This is a genomic window from Candidatus Zymogenaceae bacterium (genome assembly GCA_016931225.1).
Lineage (GTDB): Bacteria > Desulfobacterota > Zymogenia > Zymogenales > Zymogenaceae > JAFGFE01.
Genome location: JAFGFE010000020.1, coordinates 179,162 through 197,033, shown reverse-complemented (window position 1 = coordinate 197,033; position 17,872 = coordinate 179,162). Strand labels below are relative to the sequence as shown.

Genomic DNA, 17,872 nt, shown 5'->3' with positions numbered 1-17,872 from the left:
TGAGGATGTTCGTCTCCGCTTATTTACGCCTCACCTTTCTCATGGAGGCGACCGGAACATAGGACCACCCGGACCCCGTGATCAGTTCGATGAGCGGGTCTTTGATATCTTTCACGTTGAACCGATATTCGTAGACCTTTCCAAAGGAGAGCGGGTGGGGGGCCTTGAACGCGAAGCCGGTACCGAACTCCTTGGCGACGATGGTGCGTCCCTGGAATCCCGACGCCGAAAAGCTGACGGTGGGGACTCCCGCCTTCCATGTCACCTCGCCCATGCGCTCCAGCGCCCGGACCTCTGAAACCGCCTCATCGAGAAGCAGATATATGCTGTAGGTTTTGGTGAGATTCGCCTTGGCGAAGATTTCGTACCACTGGGCGTCTACGATCTTCAGATCCACCTTCAGATCGGATTTTTCCGACCGCTCTATGCGATAGGGCACATCATCGTGATTCGTCGCCAGGATTTTCGAGGCCAGCTCATCCGGACTTACAGGCGCAACTCCCGGCCCCGGGCGCTTGATGCCTTTGAGCGTATCCATCAGTCCCATAACATCCTCCTGTGACACAAGATGTTTGGAATGTTCACTGAAACGGCCCGGGGATCGGTGCGCCGTGGGTGTGAATCTATGCGGTGAGTGGAAGATGCCCGTTTGTCAGGGATCATTCCTTATTCCCCGATGACCGTCACTCTTTTTTAGTATACGATACCCCACCCCGGGCGTCAAAGGGATTGAGGCGGGATGTCATTTCGAGCCGTGCGGGAACGCTTCATGGCCGATACGGGATAGACCGGGTATGAAATGAGCACCGCCGCCAGGTAGACGGCGGTGAGGATGTAAATGATCGTCAGGGAAACGCCGATATCCTCAATGTAGATCAGTTTTCTGAGCCACGTGATGATAAAGCTTCCCTCATAGGAGAAGGCGGCGTCGGTGGACCGCCGCAGGGCCTCTTCGAGGAGCGTCAAGGGACAGAGGGTGCGGGTCGCCTGCATGGCGATGGTGAATATCATCGCCGCCGTGTGGAACAGCCTCAACCGTATCATGGTGTACAGCAGACTTACGGGAAAGCCGAGGATGATGAAGAGTATCCAGCCGAAATGGACCACCAGGACGGCGTCCGAAAGGATATTTTCCATGATTCGCCCTCACAGTGATGTGAAAAAGCGATACGAGCGCTACACCCGCTCGTAGGGGTTGAAGAGCTTCAGGTGCTCGTCGATGGCGAACTTGTCGGTCATCCCGGCGATGTAGTCGGATATGACCCGCTTGCTGTTCGTCTTGACGAATGCTTCATAGACCTGGGGCGGGAGCTGTTCGGGGATGTCGAGGTACGTGTTGAAGATGTCTTTTATGATGCGTTCGGCCTTGCCGGACATGCGCACAACTCTGTGCTGGCGATAGAGGTGCTTCATCAGGTGGTCTTTCAGCTCCTGGTTCATCCGGTGCATCTTTTGGCTGAAGACGGCCAGGCGCCGGGTGTTGGTGCGAATGGCGTCGACGGATTCAATCCTGTCTTCCGTTATACGCTGACGCGTTTCCTGAATCACGTCTCGTACCTGGCGGCCGATGAGGCGTGAAACGGTCATCAGCCGATGCACTTTCTCGGAAACGTCCGGATGTGATGTGACGGTCAGGCTGTAGATGTCCTCCCAGAGGGGGACATTCAGCAGGTCATCGATGGAGAGCATGCCGGAGGTGATGCCGTCGTCGATGTCGTGGCTGTTATAGGCGATTTCATCGGCGATGTCGACGATCTGGCCCTCCAGGGACGGAAACGGGTGTGTTGAAAACTCCGAGACGCCGGTATCGTCGTAATCGGTGGTGTGCTTGGCGATGCCCTCCCGGACTTCAAAGGTCAGGTTCAGACCCGGAAAGTTCGGGTATTTTACCTCCAGTTCGTCGACGATGCGCAGGCTGTGGATGTTGTGATTGAAGCCGCCGTCTTGAGCGAGGAGCTCGTTGAGGGTTTTTTCTCCGCTGTGGCCGAAGGGGGGATGGCCCATGTCGTGGGCCAGGGCCACCGCCTCGGTCAGGTCCTCGTTTACCCCCAACGCCCGGGCGATGGAGCGGGCGATCTGGGACACCTCAATGGTATGGGTCAGGCGGGTGCGGAAGTAATCCCCCTCGTGATAGACGAAGACCTGGGTTTTGTACTCCAGACGCCGGAACGCGCCGGTGTGTATGATGCGGTCCCGATCCCGCTGAAAAGGGGTGCGGATGTCGTCCTCGTCCTCCGGGTGGCGGCGCCCCCGGGTGTGTGCGGCGAAGGAGGCGTAGGGCGCCAGATGCTCGAGCTCCCAGGCCTCGGTCTGTTCCCTGATGTTCATCGGTTCTCTCACCTTGTGATTCGAGGCGCTGAAATCGGATCGGGTCCGATGGATCAGGACTTGATGTCGAGCTTTTCGACCGTGGCGCCGCCCACCGGCCTGACGGAGAACACCTCGGGGGGATCGGGCAGATCCGCCTCTTTTCCTTCCTCAGGTTCCCGGCTGTCCGGCTCCTCCGGGGCGAAGGCGGCGGTTATTTTGTCGGCGAATGTCTGTTCGCTTCCTTTTTTCACCAGCGCCACCACGCACCCGCCGAAGCCGGCCCCGGTCATTCGGGCGCCCAGCACCCCGCCGGTCTCCTTTGCAATCTCCACCACCCGGTCGAGCTCGTCGCAGCTGACTTGATAGTCGTTTTTCAGGCTTTCGTGTGATTCATTCATCAACTTACCGAAGCCTTCGGCGTCGTTCTTTTCCAGCATCGCCACGGCCTTTTTCACCCGTTCGTTTTCACTGATGACGTGGCGGGCCCGCTTGATGATGACGTCATCCACATTACCCGCGATCCCGTCCAGGTCCGAAATCTCCGCGTCCCGAAGGGCCGTGACCCCCTTTTTATTCTTCGCGACGGCCTTTACCGCCGCCTCGCACTGTTCCCGCCGTTCGTTGTAGGCGGAATTGTCCAGCTTTCGCTTCACCTTCGTATCCACCACCATGAATCCGGCGTCACTGAAGGCCACCGGCACCTGGCGGTGGCTCTGGTCCCGGCAGTCGATGAACAGGGCGTGGTCCTCGGTGCAGAGCAGCGTCGCCATCTGATCCATGATGCCGCAGTTGACGCCCACGAAGTTCTGCTCGGCCCTGCGGGCGATTTTTGCGAGCTCGAGCCGGTCGATATCGTGTTCAAAGAGGGACGAGATCAGAAGACCGCTCGCCACCTCCAGGGCCGCCGAGGACGACAGACCCGATCCGATGGGGACATCGCTCCGAAACAACACCCAGAAGCCGTTGAGGTCGTACGAGTCTTTTTTCATCTCGTCCACGACGCCCATCAGGTAGTCCACCCACAGGTCTCTCTTTTTCAATTCTTCCCGGATGTGAAACTCCTCCATCTCGTCGAATCCGACGGACTTCGCCTTCACCAGGTCTCCGTACATGGGTCGGGCGGTGGCGTAGATCCGTCGGTCAATGGCGATGGGGAGAACAAAGCCGTCGTTGTAGTCGGTGTGTTCCCCGATCAGGTTGACCCGACCCGGGGCGGTCACAAAATAATGGGGTATCTCGGCGAAGTAGCTGCCGTACGCACTGATCATCAGATACTGGTTGTTGTCCATGGGACGCCTTTCCTGTATGCGAATGTCATAATCAAATAGTAAAAATGTTCTATTAAGTCCTGGGCGGACATACCATCGTTTTATAGTAGAAATCGGGACAAATGTAAAGGGGAAAAAGCGATGAAGGAGTACGGATGAAAGGAACGACGCGCTTACAATGTTTTTTATCTCCATGTACGATTTTTCTTGACAGCATCATAAACTGTGGTATTGTTATCTTAACATTGTTAAGTTATCATTGTTGTATTACATATGTGAATCGTTGAGGTTCAGGAAACGGGAGAATTGCACCGACAGGCGGAGGCGAATCCCGGAAGGAAAACGCACAAGAGACAACAGAGAAGAGAAACGACGATGACCAGACCTGAAAACCCGCAGTTGAGACAATCCATCCTCGATATCGCATCAAAGCTGGTGGCGAAGGAGGGGTTTCATGCCGCCACCATGAGAAAGATCGCGGATAAAGCCGGCGTCAGCGCCACTACCATCTACTATTACTTCGGCGACCGGACGAAGCTCTTCGAGGCCATCAAGTTCGACATCATCGACCGGCTTGTCGCGTACCTCGACGAGCGTGTCGACGGTACCGCCCCACATTTGGAACAACTCATATGTCTTTTGAGGTCGTTCATCGACTGGTACAGAGAGAACACGAACCTGGCGGAGTTACTGTTCGAGAAGCTCCCCGCCAACCTGGAGGTCACGGAATCGGAGTTGGGGCGGTACTACCGGGCCCAGAATTTCTCCGTGGAGATCATGAGGCGTGCGAAGGAGGCGGGCGTCGTCACAAGCCCGGATGTGGCCCTGGACGCGGCCGTGGCCTTGGGGGCGATATACGGCATCGCGAAGCTCATCTGCGAAAACCGCCTCCCGGTAGAATACTGGGGTGATCCGGAGCCGGTCATTGAGAGAACGATCGAGATGGTGTGTCTGTTTGTAACGAATGCCCATATTATCGAGATAATGGGAGGAGATACAGAATGAAGATACTGGTGCTCAACGGCGGTCCCAGAAAAAAGGGGACCACAAGGACAATACTGAAAGAACTTGTCTACGTTCTTGAGGGAAAGCACGAGGTCAAGTGGGTCGACGTGTACGATCTTGAGATGAAGCCGTGCATGGGCTGCCTGAAGTGCCGGCCCGACGGCGCGTGCGTTCTGCCGGAAGACGGCGCCCACGTCGTGGGCGGGATGATCGACGGCGCGGACGCCCTGGTGGTGGGCACCCCCACCTACTGGGGAAATATGACCGGGCCCTTGAAAATACTGTTCGACCGGAGCGTTCCCCGGATTGAATATATCGGCGGCGGGCTCCCCAGGCCGAACCACAAGGGGAAGCCGGGCATCATCGTAACGTCCTCCGCCACACCCTGGCCGTTTAACCTGATCAAATCCCAGAGCGGCGGCGCCGTTCGGTCGGTGAAAATTGTATTGAAGAGCGGGGGATATAGGATCAGGGGAATTATCAACGTCCCGAACATGAAAAGGAGACCCGAGATTCCAAAGAAGTACCTGAAGCAGGCGCGGAAACTCGGGGAGCGGCTGTAGGTTTCAATAATATGTGTCCTGAAATAATGCGATTCTTTCGGAGAGGAGAAGAAACATGAAACGAATTTTTGGTGTGTGCGTATTAATCCTTATGGCGACGGCGGTGCTGTGCTGCGCCGGTGATGCGGTAATCGCCACATCGCCCTTTGAAGAGGGGAGGGCGGTGACCATCGAGGTGACGGCGGGAGAGCACTTCATTCACGACATGAAGGTCGGAAAGTTTCTGACGATTCACAATCCCCCCACCACGGCATTCTGGATCGAGGATGGTGACGGGAATTACATCGAGACCCTGTATGTCACCGAGAAGGTGTGGACCGACGGGTGGAAAAAAACGCCGGGTGAGGAGCCTGTCGGCACCGATCTTCGCCGCCCGGGGAGCCTCCCCACGTGGGGCCACCGACGGGGCGTGGTCGCTCCTGACGGGGTGTATCTCCCAACCAAGGACGACCCGATGCCCGACGCCGTGACGTCAGCGTCCCCCAAGGCGTCCTACACCCTCACGACGGTGATTCCCAATGATCTGGAGCGGTTTGTCATTTTCGCCGAGTTCAACAACTCCACCGATTTCAACGACTATTACCGTTCGGACCTGAATCCCGGGGAGCCGGGATACAACGGAAATGAGTTCACCGGGGGCCAGCCGGCGGTGGTCTATGCCGCCGAGGTGGATGTGACCGGAGGTGAGACGTCGTTCGTGATGGAATTGATCGGCCAGTCCAGCCCGGACGGCTCGGACGGAGAGATTGCCGAAGACACATCCCACCTGACCACAGCGACGGACATCGTCGAGAAGGTGACGATTATCGTGGAATGATTCATCACTACATTGTAATACGTGGTGAAAGAACAAGGCCCTCGCTGAATGCGGGGGCCTTTGTATTGAAAGAGTATACGAAAAAATCACACAAAATAGAATACGATCAGATATAGTTTACATATTATTCATACGACAAGGGAAATTCCCATGAATCGATATGTTATTGTACTGTGCGCTCTTCTGCTGTTTGTGAGCCTTTCGGTCGTTTCTCGGGCCCAACTGATTCTCAGAATCAGCCCCGATGGGAACGCCGGCGAATTGACCACGGATTTCTCCACCCTGACAACCGCGACGGATATCCTGGAAGGGATCACCGTTACCATGGAACCATAGCCTCAGGGGTACGAAACATGAAAGGGGCGGCGCAGAAAAAACGTCAAAAAACACATCTTTGTTTACGGATTATTCTTGACAGCGGTCAATCGAGGATGTATATTTACCGGTTGATTAGCTGATTCGGCCGAAGAATTTCAAGCCGACAACCAGGGGTGCCCGAATATGGGCTGAGATTATACCCTTCGAACCTGATCCGGGTCATACCGGCGTAGGAAGGTATGCATATACCCTCACATAGCCCCCTTTACCAAGGGGGCTTTTTTTGCGGGGAGGGGGGAAGGGAGGGGGCGGAGTCAATTCGACGAGGGGACTTCTCCTTATAAAAGAGAATAGCGCATGTGTTCTATTGCTCGCCTCGTTCTGCGAGCGGCCCCTACCAAATAAACGGTCCGTGCGGGCAATCGGGTGGGATTATTCCGTGTCTTTTTCTCCGATGTCATCTTTTGTGATTATCACAGACACATGAAACGATGCTGTGGATGAAACCGGGGATAACCCTGTGGACAGGCTGTGGATCCGGGGTGGATTGAGTGTGGATAAATGGTGAATGATTCATTCTCCGGGTCATTTTCCCCCGCCCTCGGAAAACTCCTTCATTACCTCGATCATCGCCTCGAACGAGTCTTCCGGTGCGGTGCGGTTCTTCCTGATGATGCCGCAGACCTCGCACCGATGCACCACGACGTATTCTCCCCGCCGCTCTTCCAGGGCCACCGGCCTCATCATGCCGCAGCAACTCTCCCGGCGGTCGCCCGGGTTTCTATCCACGTGTCTGCTCCAGAGGCAGTACGGGCAGTGGTTGGTAAAGCCGGTCCCGTGAACCTCCATCCCGCATCGGCCGCAGGTGAAGTCCTCGGTGCGCCGTTGAAACCGCTTTTCTTCCATCAATACATCACAAAAAAACGCGTGTGTAGGACAAGTATACCCGGTCATGGTCTACCTGTAAAGCGGTGAACGGTCCAATATCGTGTCGATTCCTTTTACTTGACACACAGGCCCTCCAATGATAAGCAGAGGGAAGCCGATTTTCTTCATGGCATACGCATCACCCACCGTTTTTTAGAAGGAAGGCGTCTTTGGTTGCCGATCATCGGCGGCATGTCCGGTGGTGCCGTGTATTCTCGATAAATAGATAAATAGACATATACTATTCTATATTTATCAGGGGTATAAACCATGAGTGATCTGAAAATCGATCAGAATCTTCTGCGTGAATTCGAGAGGGGGCTCGATCCCCGTCATCCCGACAAAAGCATCATCCCCGCCACCGTCTTGGGATACGGGGAGATGTCCACGGTGTTCGCCATCGGCGAAGAGGGGCACCAGGACCTGGCATACAAGCGTATGCCGATCTTCCAGAGTCTGGAGGAAGTCGAGGCCTACGAGACCCTCTACGACGAGTACAATGAAATACTCGAAAGTCAGGTGGGGATTTCCGTCCCCCCCTACGATGCGGCGTTCATTACCACGGATTCGGGACGCATGGTGATGTTCGACGTCCAGAAGAAGCTGGATCCCCGATCCATCGGAAACTTCGCCATCCACCATATCAGCGACAAGGAGACCTTTCTGCTGGTGCGATTGGTGCTGCGGGAGCTGGCGAAGATATGGCGATTCAACCGGTCGCACGACGAGCTCGAGGTGGGCATAGACGGCCAGATATCCAACTGGGCCATCAAAAACTATGACCCGGACAATCCCAGAATCACCGAGGATACGGAATTTTTCTATATCGATACCAGCTCGCCCCTATACAGGAAAAAAGGGGTGGAGCAGCTCGATCCGGAGCTGTTTCTCCGGGCGGCGCCCTCGTTTCTCATCTGGCTTGTTCGCTGGCTCTTTTTGGAAGACGTGATGACCCGCTATTACGATTTTCACCTGGTGGCGGTGGATTTGATCGGCAATTTCTACAAGGAGCAGCGACCGGAGTTGATCGGCGGTCTGATCGATGTGGCCAACGACTTCTTCGCCCATGACGTTCCCGAGCTGGAGGTGGAGCCGATCACCGAAAAGCAGGTGAAGTCCTATTACCGGGAGGACGCCTGGATCTGGCGGCTCTGGTTGATGTTTCGCAAGATAGATCGCTTTCTGAAGACGAGGCTGCTGGGAAAAGAATACCCCTTCATCCTTCCGGGAAAGATCAAAAGATAGAGAATGTGCCGGGACGGCGGTGGTTATCAATATGAAATTGCATGTGAAATAATAATATACATCTCAATTTCTCAGCCCGATCAGGAGTCATCATGACGGACAAGGCGCAGGTAGAGACGCTCCCCCTCTGGAAAATGATCATGTACGGTCTGGGGTCCACCGGATGGTCCCTGGGGACATACGCCATCGCGAACCTGCTGGTGTATTTCTATATGCCTCCGGATGCGGGGGGCGCTCCGATCTTCCCCGCCCGGATCTTTCAAGGGTCCGTGCTCGGCGTCCTGACGGTCATCGGGATGATCTTCGCCGGGGGGAGGCTCTTTGACGCCGTGACCGATCCCATCGTGGCCACGTGGTCCGACCGGTCGAAATCCCCCCTGGGACGACGAAGAAAATTCATGCTGATTGCAGCGATCCCCTTCGGGATATGTTCCTTTCTCTGCTTCGTTCCCCTCATCAGGGACGTCAGCGTCGTCAATTCCATCTGGCTCGCCCTGAACACGGTGCTGGCCTATTTTTTCATGACGATGTACGTTACACCGTACTACGCCTGGATAAGCGAGCTGGGTCACAATCCCCGGGAGCGGGTGGTCATCAGCACCGTCCTCTCGGTCTGCTGGATCGTGGGGTACGTGCTCGGCTCCATGTCCGTGGCGCTGCAGAGCGTGTTCGAAAAGACCATGCCGTCTTCCCTCGCGTTTCAGACGGCTCTGGCCGGATTCTCCGTCGTTGCGGTCGTCCTGATGTTCCTGCCGGTGATTTTCATCGACGAGGGGCGCTATTGCGAACCCCATGTGTCGGAGCAGGGAATACTGGACGCATTGAAGTCGTGCGTGAAAAACAGGAATTTTCTCTATTTCGTTCTCTCCGATGTCACCAATTTCACCGCCCAGATATTTCTTTTCTCCGGCATGGTCTATTACATAACGGTGCTGCTCGGATTTGAAAAGGAATTCTACTCGGTGGTTATCATGATCACTGTGGCGGTGAGCTTCGTCTTTTATCCCGTGACGGTGTGGACCTCGAAAAAATTCGGGAAGAAGAGAGTGCTTCTCTCCTCCTATGTTGCGTTTGCACTGGGGTATGTGTTCATCACGCTTTTGGGCATGATGCCGATGTCTCAGATGATGCAGATCGGCGTCATGATCGCGCTTTTTTCTTTTGCCATTGCGGTATCGGGGATCCTTCCGAATGCCGTGACCGCGGATATCGCCGAGGCCGACGGCATTACCGGCGGCGAGTTCAAGGCGGGGATATTTTTCGGCGCACGGACGTTCGCCTATAAGATGGGGCAGATGCTGGCGGCCCTGATTTTCCCGTCGTTTTTGCTGTTGGGGATGACCGTGGAAAACGACCTGGGCGTCCGCCTGTCCGCCGCGGCGGGGATGGTCGTGACGATTATCGGAGGGGGCTTGCTCTTGAAATATAATGAGAAAGAAATCCTGGGCATCCTGGCGACGAGGGAGGATGTCACAGGAGAGGTGCGGGAGCGGCACAAAGAGGAGCGATAGACCGCCCGGGGATGCGCCCGACGGCATACTTCCCGGGCTTTTAGCGCAGGTCCTCCCGGAAGTTCATGGCCACATAGAGGTTGAAGGCCAGCTCCGGCGGGAAGAGGGCAACCCGATCGTTTGGGGCGACCGGGTCCTTTCGGGATGCGACGATTCCGTTTTTCATGATCATCTTCACCCGGTCCGGGGGAATGTCCAAAGCGGCGATGATCTCGCTGATGGGAGAGCCCTCCGTAATATCCAGGGTCCCCGTACCCCGATCGAACGTCTCCGGCGCATATTTCCTTAAGGATGCGAACAACCTGACCGTTATGGATGCCATATCTGCCTCGTGATGGGTAAGAAAGGAACGTCTCTTTTGCGGGCGGCCCTCACGCCGGCCCCTTGCCGTTCTTCATGCGGGAGAGGATGCGTTTTCTCAAAAAGCGGATCGCTTTCGGATACTTTAACTCATCCCCCCGCCACCGGCGGAAAAATCGCCAGCCGGTCCTTTTCCTGCAGCACGGACGAAACGCTTCCGTGGGCGCCGTTGATGAAGATGATCTTTTTCATCTCCTCCGGGATGCCCAGGGAGTGGATGATGTCCCCGACGGTTGAACCATCGGGGACATCAATATATCGCTGATCGGGGGTATTCGGCATGTATGACCTGAATCCGGCGAACAGCTTGATTTCCACTTTCATACCGTGATCATCCCACAGGTCCGATTAGAAGTTAAACACTGTATCCAGTTGTTCGTTCGAAACCTCGAAGATCTTGTCGTGGGGAGACAGCTTATCTGCAAGAAAATAGGCCGGGAGACGATCGTCCTCTTTGGTGAATCCCGCCTTCTTGTTGAATTCCCGCTCGGTCTTGAGTACCTGCATGCCCAGGGCGGTCACGTCGTCGGCGGTGAGACTCAGGCCGTACTGGGCGTTGAGCATCTCATAGATGCCCTCGAAGCCGCTGGGGATATCCAGGATGGCGAAGGCGACGAACAGACACAGTCCCGTTGAATCCAGGGCGGCGGTGGCGATCTGGAGGTTTCTTGACGTATCCACCTGGCCCTCGGGAACGAGAGGATTGACCTCGCCCCCCACCTTCAGGATGTTCGGTGCGATGGCGTAACCCGCGGTATGATCAGCCCCCATGGTTGATGTCGCATAGGTTACCCCGATGCCCATGATGGGCCGTGGGTCATACGCCGGCAGGGCCTGGTTCTTGACGACCGGCACCCGGGAGACATTATAGGCCTTTCCGGTGGCCGCCGCGCCGTTGCCCAGGATTATTCCCAGCTCCGTCCCCTTGGGGACCTCCTTGATCAGCTCGATGGCGCCCTTCGCGTCTCCGAATTTTTTGATACCGGCCTCCATCGCCACGCCGACAGTCGCGCCCCATTCGATGGTGTCAAGGCCGTAGTCGTCGCAGAGGCGGTCTATCTGGGCGATGGCGTCCAGGTCGTCGATGCCGCAGTTCGCGCCGTTGGCCCAGATGGTTTCGTATTCCGGCCCCTTGGTGAGGTACTTTCCGTCTTTATCGTGGTAGATGCGGGAGCACTGGATGACGCAGCCGGGCATACAGCCGTGCTTGATCTCGCCGCCCCGCTCCAGGATGACGTCGTGCTGGGTTTCGCCGCTGATTTTTTCCACGCCCTCGAATCGACCGTCGGAGAAGTTCCGGGTGGGATACCCCCCCGCCTCATTGATGATATTCGCTAGGATGTTTGTACCGTAGGTGGGCAGGCCCTCGCTGGTGACCGAGTGGGTCTTCAGTGCGTCAAGCAGCTTTTTGGACGCCTTCTTGAATCCCTCGGGATCTTTTGGCTTGGGGAGGGCTCCTCCGGCGTCGTCCACCACAACGGCCTTCAGTCCCTTCGATCCCATCACGGCGCCGACGCCGCCCCGTCCGGCGTGACGGGTCGGCCGGTTTTCCCGGTCGGTTACGGCGACGGATGATCCCGTCAGCAGCATCTCTCCGGCCTGGCCGATGGAGACATAGCCGGTCTTCTCCCCGTATTCAGCGGTGAGCTTCGCCACCGTGTCGTAGTTGCCCAGGCCCTTCAGGTTATCGGCGGGTTCAAGCTTTGCGTCGTCCTTTGTGAGGATGAGCTTGTAATAGGCGTTTTTCTTCGGCTTTCCCTCCACAACGACCGCAGCGATACCCATCCGGCCGAACTTGGTTCCCACCACGCCGCCGGCGTTTGCCTCCTTGATGCCGCCGGTGAGGGGACTCTTGCACCCCACAGACAGGCGGCCGGCGTTGGGTGCCGGGGTGTTGTTGAGCAGTCCCGAGGCGATGACCAGCTTGTTGTCCGGCCCCAGGGGGTCGCAGGTGGGGGGCACCTCCGCCGCCACGATGGTGGAGGTCAGGCCCCGGCCTCCCAATCCCTGATACTGTTTCGGGACCTTTTCTGTTTTAACCGAGAGATCGGTCATGTTTACGCGAATGATCTTTTCCATGTCTCCTCCTTTTTGAATAACGTGATATGAAAGGTATATAAAATGAAGGATGACGAAAATCGTGTTCCAAAAAAATAAGGAAGAAACACCCGGCATGATATATTTCTCATGCCGATGCCTCTTCCTTTGCAAGCACGGCAGGGTGTCGGATTACTCCGGCGCCCCTTTCGTCCCGTATGTCCGATACGGACAGGCGGGATCGGAAGTTATTATGTAGAATAAGACAAAATAATTTTATAGATTTTTCAGATAATTGTCAAGAAAAAGTGAACAGTTGTGGTGTTTATGAGGTCACAAACATCAAGCCGGATGGTGTGTCTCCTCTGCATTTTTGAGAGTGATGTGGATATACGGGAAATGCCTCAATCTCGATAGTGGTGGAGTGACGGGTTGTGCGTCCCACATGCCGGGAGTCATCCGGTTTAAGAAGATTCGTTTTTTGCGCGTCATTGAAATCGATGAGTGAGAGAAAAATCATCCCCGATTTTGGAGGTTAATCCATCCCAGCGCAGCAGCCTTTCAGTGGATCTCTCATCCATGATGTGGTTCGGAGTTTTTTTAGGCCTCCCCTTCAGGGGACGATCTATAAAAACAACCGCCCGGGGGGTCGGCAGCGACGTTTTTCCTTTCAATCGACTCAGTCCAGACCCCATTCGAGGTCCCGGGGGTCGGGTGTCGACTCTCTCTCGAGGATGTCGTCGGAGATGATGGAGGGTTCCTTTTTCGCCGTCACCTGCCAGATGTCCAGCGCCTCGTCTTTGTCCAGGTTCATCCATGCCCGGGCGACGAACTCGTCGGCGTCGGCCACGAGAATGCTCCAGTGCCACAGCCCCGGCTTCAACACGTCCGGGTCGTCCCCGATGTAGCTTTCCGGGTAGACGCCGTTTTCTTCGTGGTATGATTCCGCGTATTCCAAAAGCGCCGTCATCAGACGCTCCGCCTCGGCCCTATGGTATCGCTTGACCTGGTGGTTGACCCAGAAAAAAAGAAGAACCAGAAGGATTGCGACCACGGCATACAGCCCCGCTCGCTTCACCTGTTTCAGGGTTGATTTCTTTTTCGCTTCCGACATTATACGTATCTTTCAGAGAAGTTACAGATTTCCCGGGGGAGATCACTCGCCGGTGTGAAATGGTATATATCACATTTTCGCCCGTTTGCAAAGACGGATCGCGAACAGAGTCATCGTAAAGGACACCGCTTTTTTCCCTATTTCAGCAAATACGCAATGGTGATGCCCAGGTAGTTGCCAATGGCATAGCCGATGATGCCCGTGGCAAGTCCCGAGACCACCACCTCCTTGTTCTTGAGCTGAGCCGCCACCACCGGCACGAAGGGGGGCGAAAACAAGGCCGATGTCGAGGTGATGATGGTGGTGTCGGTGTCGATGCGAAACGGAATTGACAACAGCACATGCACCAGCCACGAACCGTAGACCACGATGACCGTATAGATGAACACGGCGGGGGCGTCGCTGACCAGGTATCTGATATCGGCCATAGAGCCCACCACGACACAGAAGATCAGGATGATGTACTGGCCCAGGTGAAACGTCATCTCGATATTCCTGACCCGCGGGATGAACGAGGCGAAAATTCCCAGGGTGGTGATCGAGAGCATCAGCACCGCCATGTTGTATTCCTCGGGCACCACGGCATACAGGGCGCCGCCGAGACCGAAGATCACCACCGCCAGACCCAGGGCGGCCAAAAGCGGAAGGGCGATACGTTTGGAAAACACGCCCCGGTAGTCGGAAAAATCCACCGTCTCCCGCTCCAGCTCCCGGGTCGCCTCATCTTGGTCTCCATCGGATGCGCTCGACACCGCGCCCGTGAACGAAAAGGGAGGGAGAATCAGCCCCAGGAGGCGCTGGCCGGCCAGAAGGATGAAGGCGAACCAGGTGGCGCAGACCAGCATATCGGCGGTATTGGTCAGCACCAGGATGTGCTCCGGGACCTTCAGGGCCAGGCCGATGGCGTTCAGGTTGGCGGTTCCCCCGGTATAGACACCGATGAGCATCCCTGCGATCTGCCAGGATTCGGGCAGGGTGTCTTTGAAGATCAGGTAGCCCACGAATATCGACACCAGCACCGCGATGATCATGAACACCAGAGAGAGGAATGTTTTCCCCGCCAGCCTCGACCATCGCTTGAAGTCGACGCCGAAGAGCATCAGGGGGATGGAGAGCGGCACAGTGATGGTCATGATGATGTTCTGAAGCCCGGAGCTCCCCTGGGGGACCAGCCCCACAACGCTGATGAGGATGCCCACGCCGTAGCAGATGATGCCGGCCCCGATCTTGTCCACCGCAGGATAGCGGTGGCAGAGATAGAGCGTCAGGGCGGGAAACAGGATATAAAAAAGCGCAAGTCCGACAAGAGCAGTGATATGCATAATCGATTCCTGAAAGGATGTGGATGATTGATATGAATATCAAATTCACCGGGGGATATCCCGGCGTTTTTTTTCATTCGGTTGTATCAGGATTGGGAGGGGCTGTCAATAGGGTTGATGAGGAGAAATGGATCACTGGGAGGTCGTATAAGTGTGAGGCATATACCTCTCTTTTCTCTGATGCAAAAAAATGGGCAAGTAACGTGAAGAAGCCTCCTTGTTGCATGGTGAGGATAGAATGGTTATTGGCTTCTTACAGATGCTGCTTGTATAAATATCTGTGAGACTTCCTTACGTTTTTGATTGATTGAAAACAGCAGAGTATTCATGACGTATCTCATCATTCCACCGCAACATCAGCAGGAATCAAAAGTGAGGACAAAAAAAAGATAAAGCGCCACAAAGACAATTGCTACTATTATTCTGATAGAATCATCAGACATTTTTAATTGTTCGGATTCTTCGTCCTCTTCAGGATCGGAAATACATTCTTCTTCAAGGTCGGAAATCGGCTCTTCATTGTCAAGGTAATAGAGGATTTCTTCATTATCCGACCTAGGTATTGAATACATCTGATAATAAGACTTATCAGGGGGTGAGGGTGTTTCAGGAGAATCATCTATCGGAGAGGATACCATCCACGAGGAATCGTCTTCCGGGGGTGAAGACGTTCCGGTCATGGGTTCTGCCGGTTCCGTCGGGTGTGTGAGATTGTTTTCATTGAAGCTTAATTTATTTGACGAAAGATCATGGGCCGGGTGTATCTCCTCCTTCTTCAGGGTATAGGTGATAATGACCGGGCCAATTGAAACCCTGTCCTCCGGCGAAAGGGTGACGGTTTCGCCTACGATATCTTTATCGTTCACGAAAGTTCCGAAGCCGTTGTCGGTATAGACGACTTTCTCCCCTACAACCTCAAACACCCCGTGCTCCGGAGAAACATTTCCATCCAGGAGTGTGATGTCGTCGGTGTACGCACAACCCACTGTGAGCTTCGTCCGGGAGGTTTTCGCGGTTTCAACGTCGCCGTCGGGCCGTGTAATCGTAAAAGTGATCATAGTGTGAAGTCGCTTTCAAGAGGAGAACGGGTAAATTCCGGGTACAAACCTTTTTATCTCCTCCAGGGATACCCGGTATCCTGTACTACTTCGCTTCATCAGCGTTGTATGTATTTGGCAATACTACTTCATATATAAAGAACGCATCTTGACTATGTATATGGTATTTTAAGAAGATATCCACCCACCAATGAAATATGCAACGACTAATGTAATCAAGACATTTATAAACATGAGCACCCTGATACATCCAAAATTGGCGCCTCGTTTGTTCCCGATTATCCAGACCAGGAAATTCGCCAACAAACCGATAGGCCAGAAAAAAAGCATCAGTAAGACAATGGTTATCGCCAGGCTCCTATTATCGGTAAAGAGGTCTCTCGGCGTTGACGAGGGCACGTCGAGCAATATATCCCCGGAAGGAGCCTCGTATGGGGTTGGCCTGGGAGACGAAGGCGTTTGTAAGGGAATTGATTCGAAAGGATCGGATGTCTCGGAAGAAGCAGGATCAGGGTGCAGCGCCGTCCAGGAGGGAGTTGATTCTGTGCTGGAAATTGAATCTGAAAGCTCCGTTTCAGGTAGAGAAGGCATCGGGGTGTGGGCCGGTTTCGAATGGAAATATGGTGCTCTATCAGAGAAGTCCGTTTCGAATGATACTGGTTCACGGGTCGATATATTCTCATCTCGTGAAAACCTGAAGGTGATGACGACCTCCCCGACTCGGACGCTGTCGTCCGGCGAGACGGTAACGGATTTATCTACGACATTTCTATCGTTTACGAGGGTCCCGTAACCGTTATCAATGTAGAAAACCACATCTTCCGAAATCTCGAACGTCCCGTGCTCCGGGGAGACATCCCCATCCAGAAGCGTGATGTCGTCGGTGTACGCGCCTCCCACCGTGAGCTTCGTCCGGGAGGTTTTGAGCGTTTCGATGTTGCCGTCGTGCCGTGTAATCGTAAAGACGATCATGGCATAAGAAACTCTTTATGTAGATAAAAGGAAAAAAACCGTTTCGCCGTGCGGCTTGTTCTCGGTGAACAATTCGTTTTCATCCGCAATTTAAACCACCCTGCCGTTTATCGCTCCTTCCTGAATCTGAAACAGTATGGCTTATCTATTACTGAAAAACATCGCAGTACGTAATACTATGTAGATAACTATCCATAAAAGAAATGGGTTTTCATCAGCATTTTTGAAACCATCATTTACTAAAAATATCAATGTGATGAGTGCAAAAAGAATCATGAAAACATCCATACGTGTAATGCTACGCAACAGACTGATTCGTCTGTGTACTTTTACCATTTGAGCGTTTTCGATTGCTTGCGGGTCGACCTTTTTTTTGTTGAAGGCGATTGGTAGACATATGTTTCCCCCATCGGCATTGTTGTCGACCGGGGATGAGAGCTTTCGGAGGATAAAGACATCTCCGAAGGGGTCTGTCCCAGGGGCGAACGTGTATGCTCGGGGAGCACCTTTGGGTTGTAATACGACCGGGGAGAGTAATGTATCGGTTTCGTGTAGTTGAACTCATCAACCTTGATAATATCTGATTCAAATGCCGGTATGTGCCGATTCTGGACTGTTTCTTCCTTTTCCAGGGCATAGGTGATGATATCCTCCCCGATCTGGATGCTGTCATCCGGCGAAAAGGTAATAGACTCGTTCACGATATCTCTATCGTTCACAAAGGTCCCGAAACCGTTATCGGTATAGACAACCTTCCCTTCTGTGATGTGAAATACCCCGTGCTCCGGCAAGACACCTCGGCGCGAAAGTATGATGTCGTTGGTATACTCACCTCCCAACGTGAGCTTCGTCCGGGAGGTTTTCACGGTTTCGACATCACCGTTGGGGTGTGTAATCGAAAATACGATCATTATTGTATACAATACCCTTCACATGAAAAAAGAAAAAAAGCGAAAAAAACCAAAACAACCTGCCCTCGGTGCGAAATACTCCCCGGTGATGATACAGGGACGACTTCTCGCCGGTTTTCTGCCGTCTCGATCCT

19 protein-coding genes and 1 riboswitch are annotated in these 17,872 nt (G+C 54.3%); of the genes, 6 read left to right on the top strand and 13 right to left on the bottom strand.

Annotated elements, in window-relative coordinates:
• Positions 1–19: 19 nt before the first annotated feature.
• From JW885_09730 to galK, 4 genes are all read right to left on the bottom strand, one after another.
• Complete coding sequence (locus JW885_09730) at positions 20–547, bottom strand: hypothetical protein (protein ID MBN1882442.1); 528 nt, start codon at positions 545–547, stop codon at positions 20–22.
• Positions 548–720: 173 nt separating this feature from the next.
• On the bottom strand, positions 721–1,137 hold the full coding sequence (locus JW885_09725; protein MBN1882441.1) for a DUF2784 domain-containing protein: 417 nt from the start codon (positions 1,135–1,137) through the stop codon (positions 721–723).
• Between the two features lie 39 nt (positions 1,138–1,176).
• Positions 1,177–2,328: a deoxyguanosinetriphosphate triphosphohydrolase gene (locus tag JW885_09720; GenBank protein ID MBN1882440.1), complete on the bottom strand. Its 1,152-nt coding sequence runs from the start codon at positions 2,326–2,328 to the stop codon at positions 1,177–1,179.
• A gap of 53 nt (positions 2,329–2,381) precedes the next feature.
• Entirely contained in the window at positions 2,382–3,599 is a 1,218-nt protein-coding gene (gene galK / locus JW885_09715) for a galactokinase (GenBank protein MBN1882439.1), read from the bottom strand.
• A 354-nt stretch (positions 3,600–3,953) separates the two neighbouring features.
• Here galK and JW885_09710 point away from each other — a divergent pair, with 354 nt between their 5' ends.
• From JW885_09710 to JW885_09695, 4 genes are all read left to right on the top strand, one after another.
• Entirely contained in the window at positions 3,954–4,583 is a 630-nt protein-coding gene (locus JW885_09710; protein ID MBN1882438.1) for a TetR/AcrR family transcriptional regulator, read from the top strand.
• Positions 4,580–5,146, top strand: a complete 567-nt coding sequence (locus tag JW885_09705) for a flavodoxin family protein (GenBank protein MBN1882437.1) — start codon at positions 4,580–4,582, stop codon at positions 5,144–5,146. Before JW885_09710 ends, JW885_09705 begins: the two co-directional genes overlap by 4 nt.
• A gap of 55 nt (positions 5,147–5,201) precedes the next feature.
• On the top strand, positions 5,202–5,963 hold the full coding sequence (locus JW885_09700; protein ID MBN1882436.1) for a hypothetical protein: 762 nt from the start codon (positions 5,202–5,204) through the stop codon (positions 5,961–5,963).
• 150 nt (positions 5,964–6,113) lie between these two features.
• A complete protein-coding gene (locus tag JW885_09695) occupies positions 6,114–6,299 on the top strand; it encodes a hypothetical protein (GenBank protein MBN1882435.1) in 186 nt (61 codons plus the stop codon).
• Between the two features lie 141 nt (positions 6,300–6,440).
• Positions 6,441–6,534: riboswitch (TPP riboswitch) on the top strand.
• A 332-nt stretch (positions 6,535–6,866) separates the two neighbouring features.
• On the opposite strand, the gene JW885_09690 is transcribed toward JW885_09695, so the two are convergent.
• Positions 6,867–7,187, bottom strand: a complete 321-nt coding sequence (locus tag JW885_09690) for an RNHCP domain-containing protein (protein MBN1882434.1) — start codon at positions 7,185–7,187, stop codon at positions 6,867–6,869.
• Positions 7,188–7,478: 291 nt separating this feature from the next.
• Here JW885_09690 and JW885_09685 point away from each other — a divergent pair, with 291 nt between their 5' ends.
• Together JW885_09685 and JW885_09680 are read left to right on the top strand one after the other, a co-directional pair.
• Positions 7,479–8,453 carry a hypothetical protein gene (locus JW885_09685; GenBank protein MBN1882433.1) on the top strand — a complete coding sequence of 325 codons (975 nt, stop codon included), beginning with the start codon at positions 7,479–7,481 and terminating at the stop codon, positions 8,451–8,453.
• Between the two features lie 92 nt (positions 8,454–8,545).
• On the top strand, positions 8,546–9,964 hold the full coding sequence (locus JW885_09680) for an MFS transporter (protein ID MBN1882432.1): 1,419 nt from the start codon (positions 8,546–8,548) through the stop codon (positions 9,962–9,964).
• A gap of 40 nt (positions 9,965–10,004) precedes the next feature.
• Here JW885_09680 and JW885_09675 read toward each other — a convergent pair whose 3' ends face one another.
• From JW885_09675 to JW885_09640, 8 genes are all read right to left on the bottom strand, one after another.
• Complete coding sequence (locus JW885_09675) at positions 10,005–10,286, bottom strand: MoaD/ThiS family protein (protein MBN1882431.1); 282 nt, start codon at positions 10,284–10,286, stop codon at positions 10,005–10,007.
• A gap of 128 nt (positions 10,287–10,414) precedes the next feature.
• On the bottom strand, positions 10,415–10,648 hold the full coding sequence (locus JW885_09670; protein ID MBN1882430.1) for a MoaD/ThiS family protein: 234 nt from the start codon (positions 10,646–10,648) through the stop codon (positions 10,415–10,417).
• Between the two features lie 24 nt (positions 10,649–10,672).
• The gene (locus JW885_09665) at positions 10,673–12,403 is read right to left on the bottom strand and encodes an aldehyde ferredoxin oxidoreductase (GenBank protein ID MBN1882429.1); all 1,731 of its coding nucleotides are present in this window, start codon (positions 12,401–12,403) and stop codon (positions 10,673–10,675) included.
• 637 nt (positions 12,404–13,040) lie between these two features.
• Positions 13,041–13,475 carry a hypothetical protein gene (locus JW885_09660; protein ID MBN1882428.1) on the bottom strand — a complete coding sequence of 145 codons (435 nt, stop codon included), beginning with the start codon at positions 13,473–13,475 and terminating at the stop codon, positions 13,041–13,043.
• 137 nt (positions 13,476–13,612) lie between these two features.
• A complete protein-coding gene (locus tag JW885_09655) occupies positions 13,613–14,797 on the bottom strand; it encodes a DUF819 family protein (protein MBN1882427.1) in 1,185 nt (394 codons plus the stop codon).
• Between the two features lie 356 nt (positions 14,798–15,153).
• Positions 15,154–15,783, bottom strand: a complete 630-nt coding sequence (locus JW885_09650) for an FHA domain-containing protein (GenBank protein MBN1882426.1) — start codon at positions 15,781–15,783, stop codon at positions 15,154–15,156.
• A 240-nt stretch (positions 15,784–16,023) separates the two neighbouring features.
• Positions 16,024–16,827, bottom strand: a complete 804-nt coding sequence (locus tag JW885_09645; protein ID MBN1882425.1) for a hypothetical protein — start codon at positions 16,825–16,827, stop codon at positions 16,024–16,026.
• 329 nt (positions 16,828–17,156) lie between these two features.
• Positions 17,157–17,738, bottom strand: coding sequence for an FHA domain-containing protein (locus JW885_09640; GenBank protein ID MBN1882424.1), 582 nt, complete (start codon positions 17,736–17,738; stop codon positions 17,157–17,159).
• Between the last annotated feature and the right edge of the window lie 134 nt (positions 17,739–17,872).

Excerpts from the sequence above, each read along its gene's own strand:
- JW885_09730 (MBN1882442.1), bottom strand. The coding sequence starts at position 547 with ATGGGACTGATGGATACGCTCAAAGGCATCAAGCGCCCGGGGCCGGGA.
- JW885_09725 (MBN1882441.1), bottom strand. The coding sequence starts at position 1,137 with ATGGAAAATATCCTTTCGGACGCCGTCCTGGTGGTCCATTTCGGCTGG.
- JW885_09720 (MBN1882440.1), bottom strand. The coding sequence starts at position 2,328 with ATGAACATCAGGGAACAGACCGAGGCCTGGGAGCTCGAGCATCTGGCG.
- galK (MBN1882439.1), bottom strand. The coding sequence starts at position 3,599 with ATGGACAACAACCAGTATCTGATGATCAGTGCGTACGGCAGCTACTTC.
- JW885_09710 (MBN1882438.1), top strand. The coding sequence starts at position 3,954 with ATGACCAGACCTGAAAACCCGCAGTTGAGACAATCCATCCTCGATATC.
- JW885_09705 (MBN1882437.1), top strand. The coding sequence starts at position 4,580 with ATGAAGATACTGGTGCTCAACGGCGGTCCCAGAAAAAAGGGGACCACA.
- JW885_09700 (MBN1882436.1), top strand. The coding sequence starts at position 5,202 with ATGAAACGAATTTTTGGTGTGTGCGTATTAATCCTTATGGCGACGGCG.
- JW885_09695 (MBN1882435.1), top strand. The coding sequence starts at position 6,114 with ATGAATCGATATGTTATTGTACTGTGCGCTCTTCTGCTGTTTGTGAGC.
- JW885_09690 (MBN1882434.1), bottom strand. The coding sequence starts at position 7,187 with ATGGAAGAAAAGCGGTTTCAACGGCGCACCGAGGACTTCACCTGCGGC.
- JW885_09685 (MBN1882433.1), top strand. The coding sequence starts at position 7,479 with ATGAGTGATCTGAAAATCGATCAGAATCTTCTGCGTGAATTCGAGAGG.
- JW885_09680 (MBN1882432.1), top strand. The coding sequence starts at position 8,546 with ATGACGGACAAGGCGCAGGTAGAGACGCTCCCCCTCTGGAAAATGATC.
- JW885_09675 (MBN1882431.1), bottom strand. The coding sequence starts at position 10,286 with ATGGCATCCATAACGGTCAGGTTGTTCGCATCCTTAAGGAAATATGCG.
- JW885_09670 (MBN1882430.1), bottom strand. The coding sequence starts at position 10,648 with ATGAAAGTGGAAATCAAGCTGTTCGCCGGATTCAGGTCATACATGCCG.
- JW885_09665 (MBN1882429.1), bottom strand. The coding sequence starts at position 12,403 with ATGGAAAAGATCATTCGCGTAAACATGACCGATCTCTCGGTTAAAACA.
- JW885_09660 (MBN1882428.1), bottom strand. The coding sequence starts at position 13,475 with ATGTCGGAAGCGAAAAAGAAATCAACCCTGAAACAGGTGAAGCGAGCG.
- JW885_09655 (MBN1882427.1), bottom strand. The coding sequence starts at position 14,797 with ATGCATATCACTGCTCTTGTCGGACTTGCGCTTTTTTATATCCTGTTT.
- JW885_09645 (MBN1882425.1), bottom strand. The coding sequence starts at position 16,827 with ATGATCGTCTTTACGATTACACGGCACGACGGCAACATCGAAACGCTC.
- JW885_09640 (MBN1882424.1), bottom strand. The coding sequence starts at position 17,738 with ATGATCGTATTTTCGATTACACACCCCAACGGTGATGTCGAAACCGTG.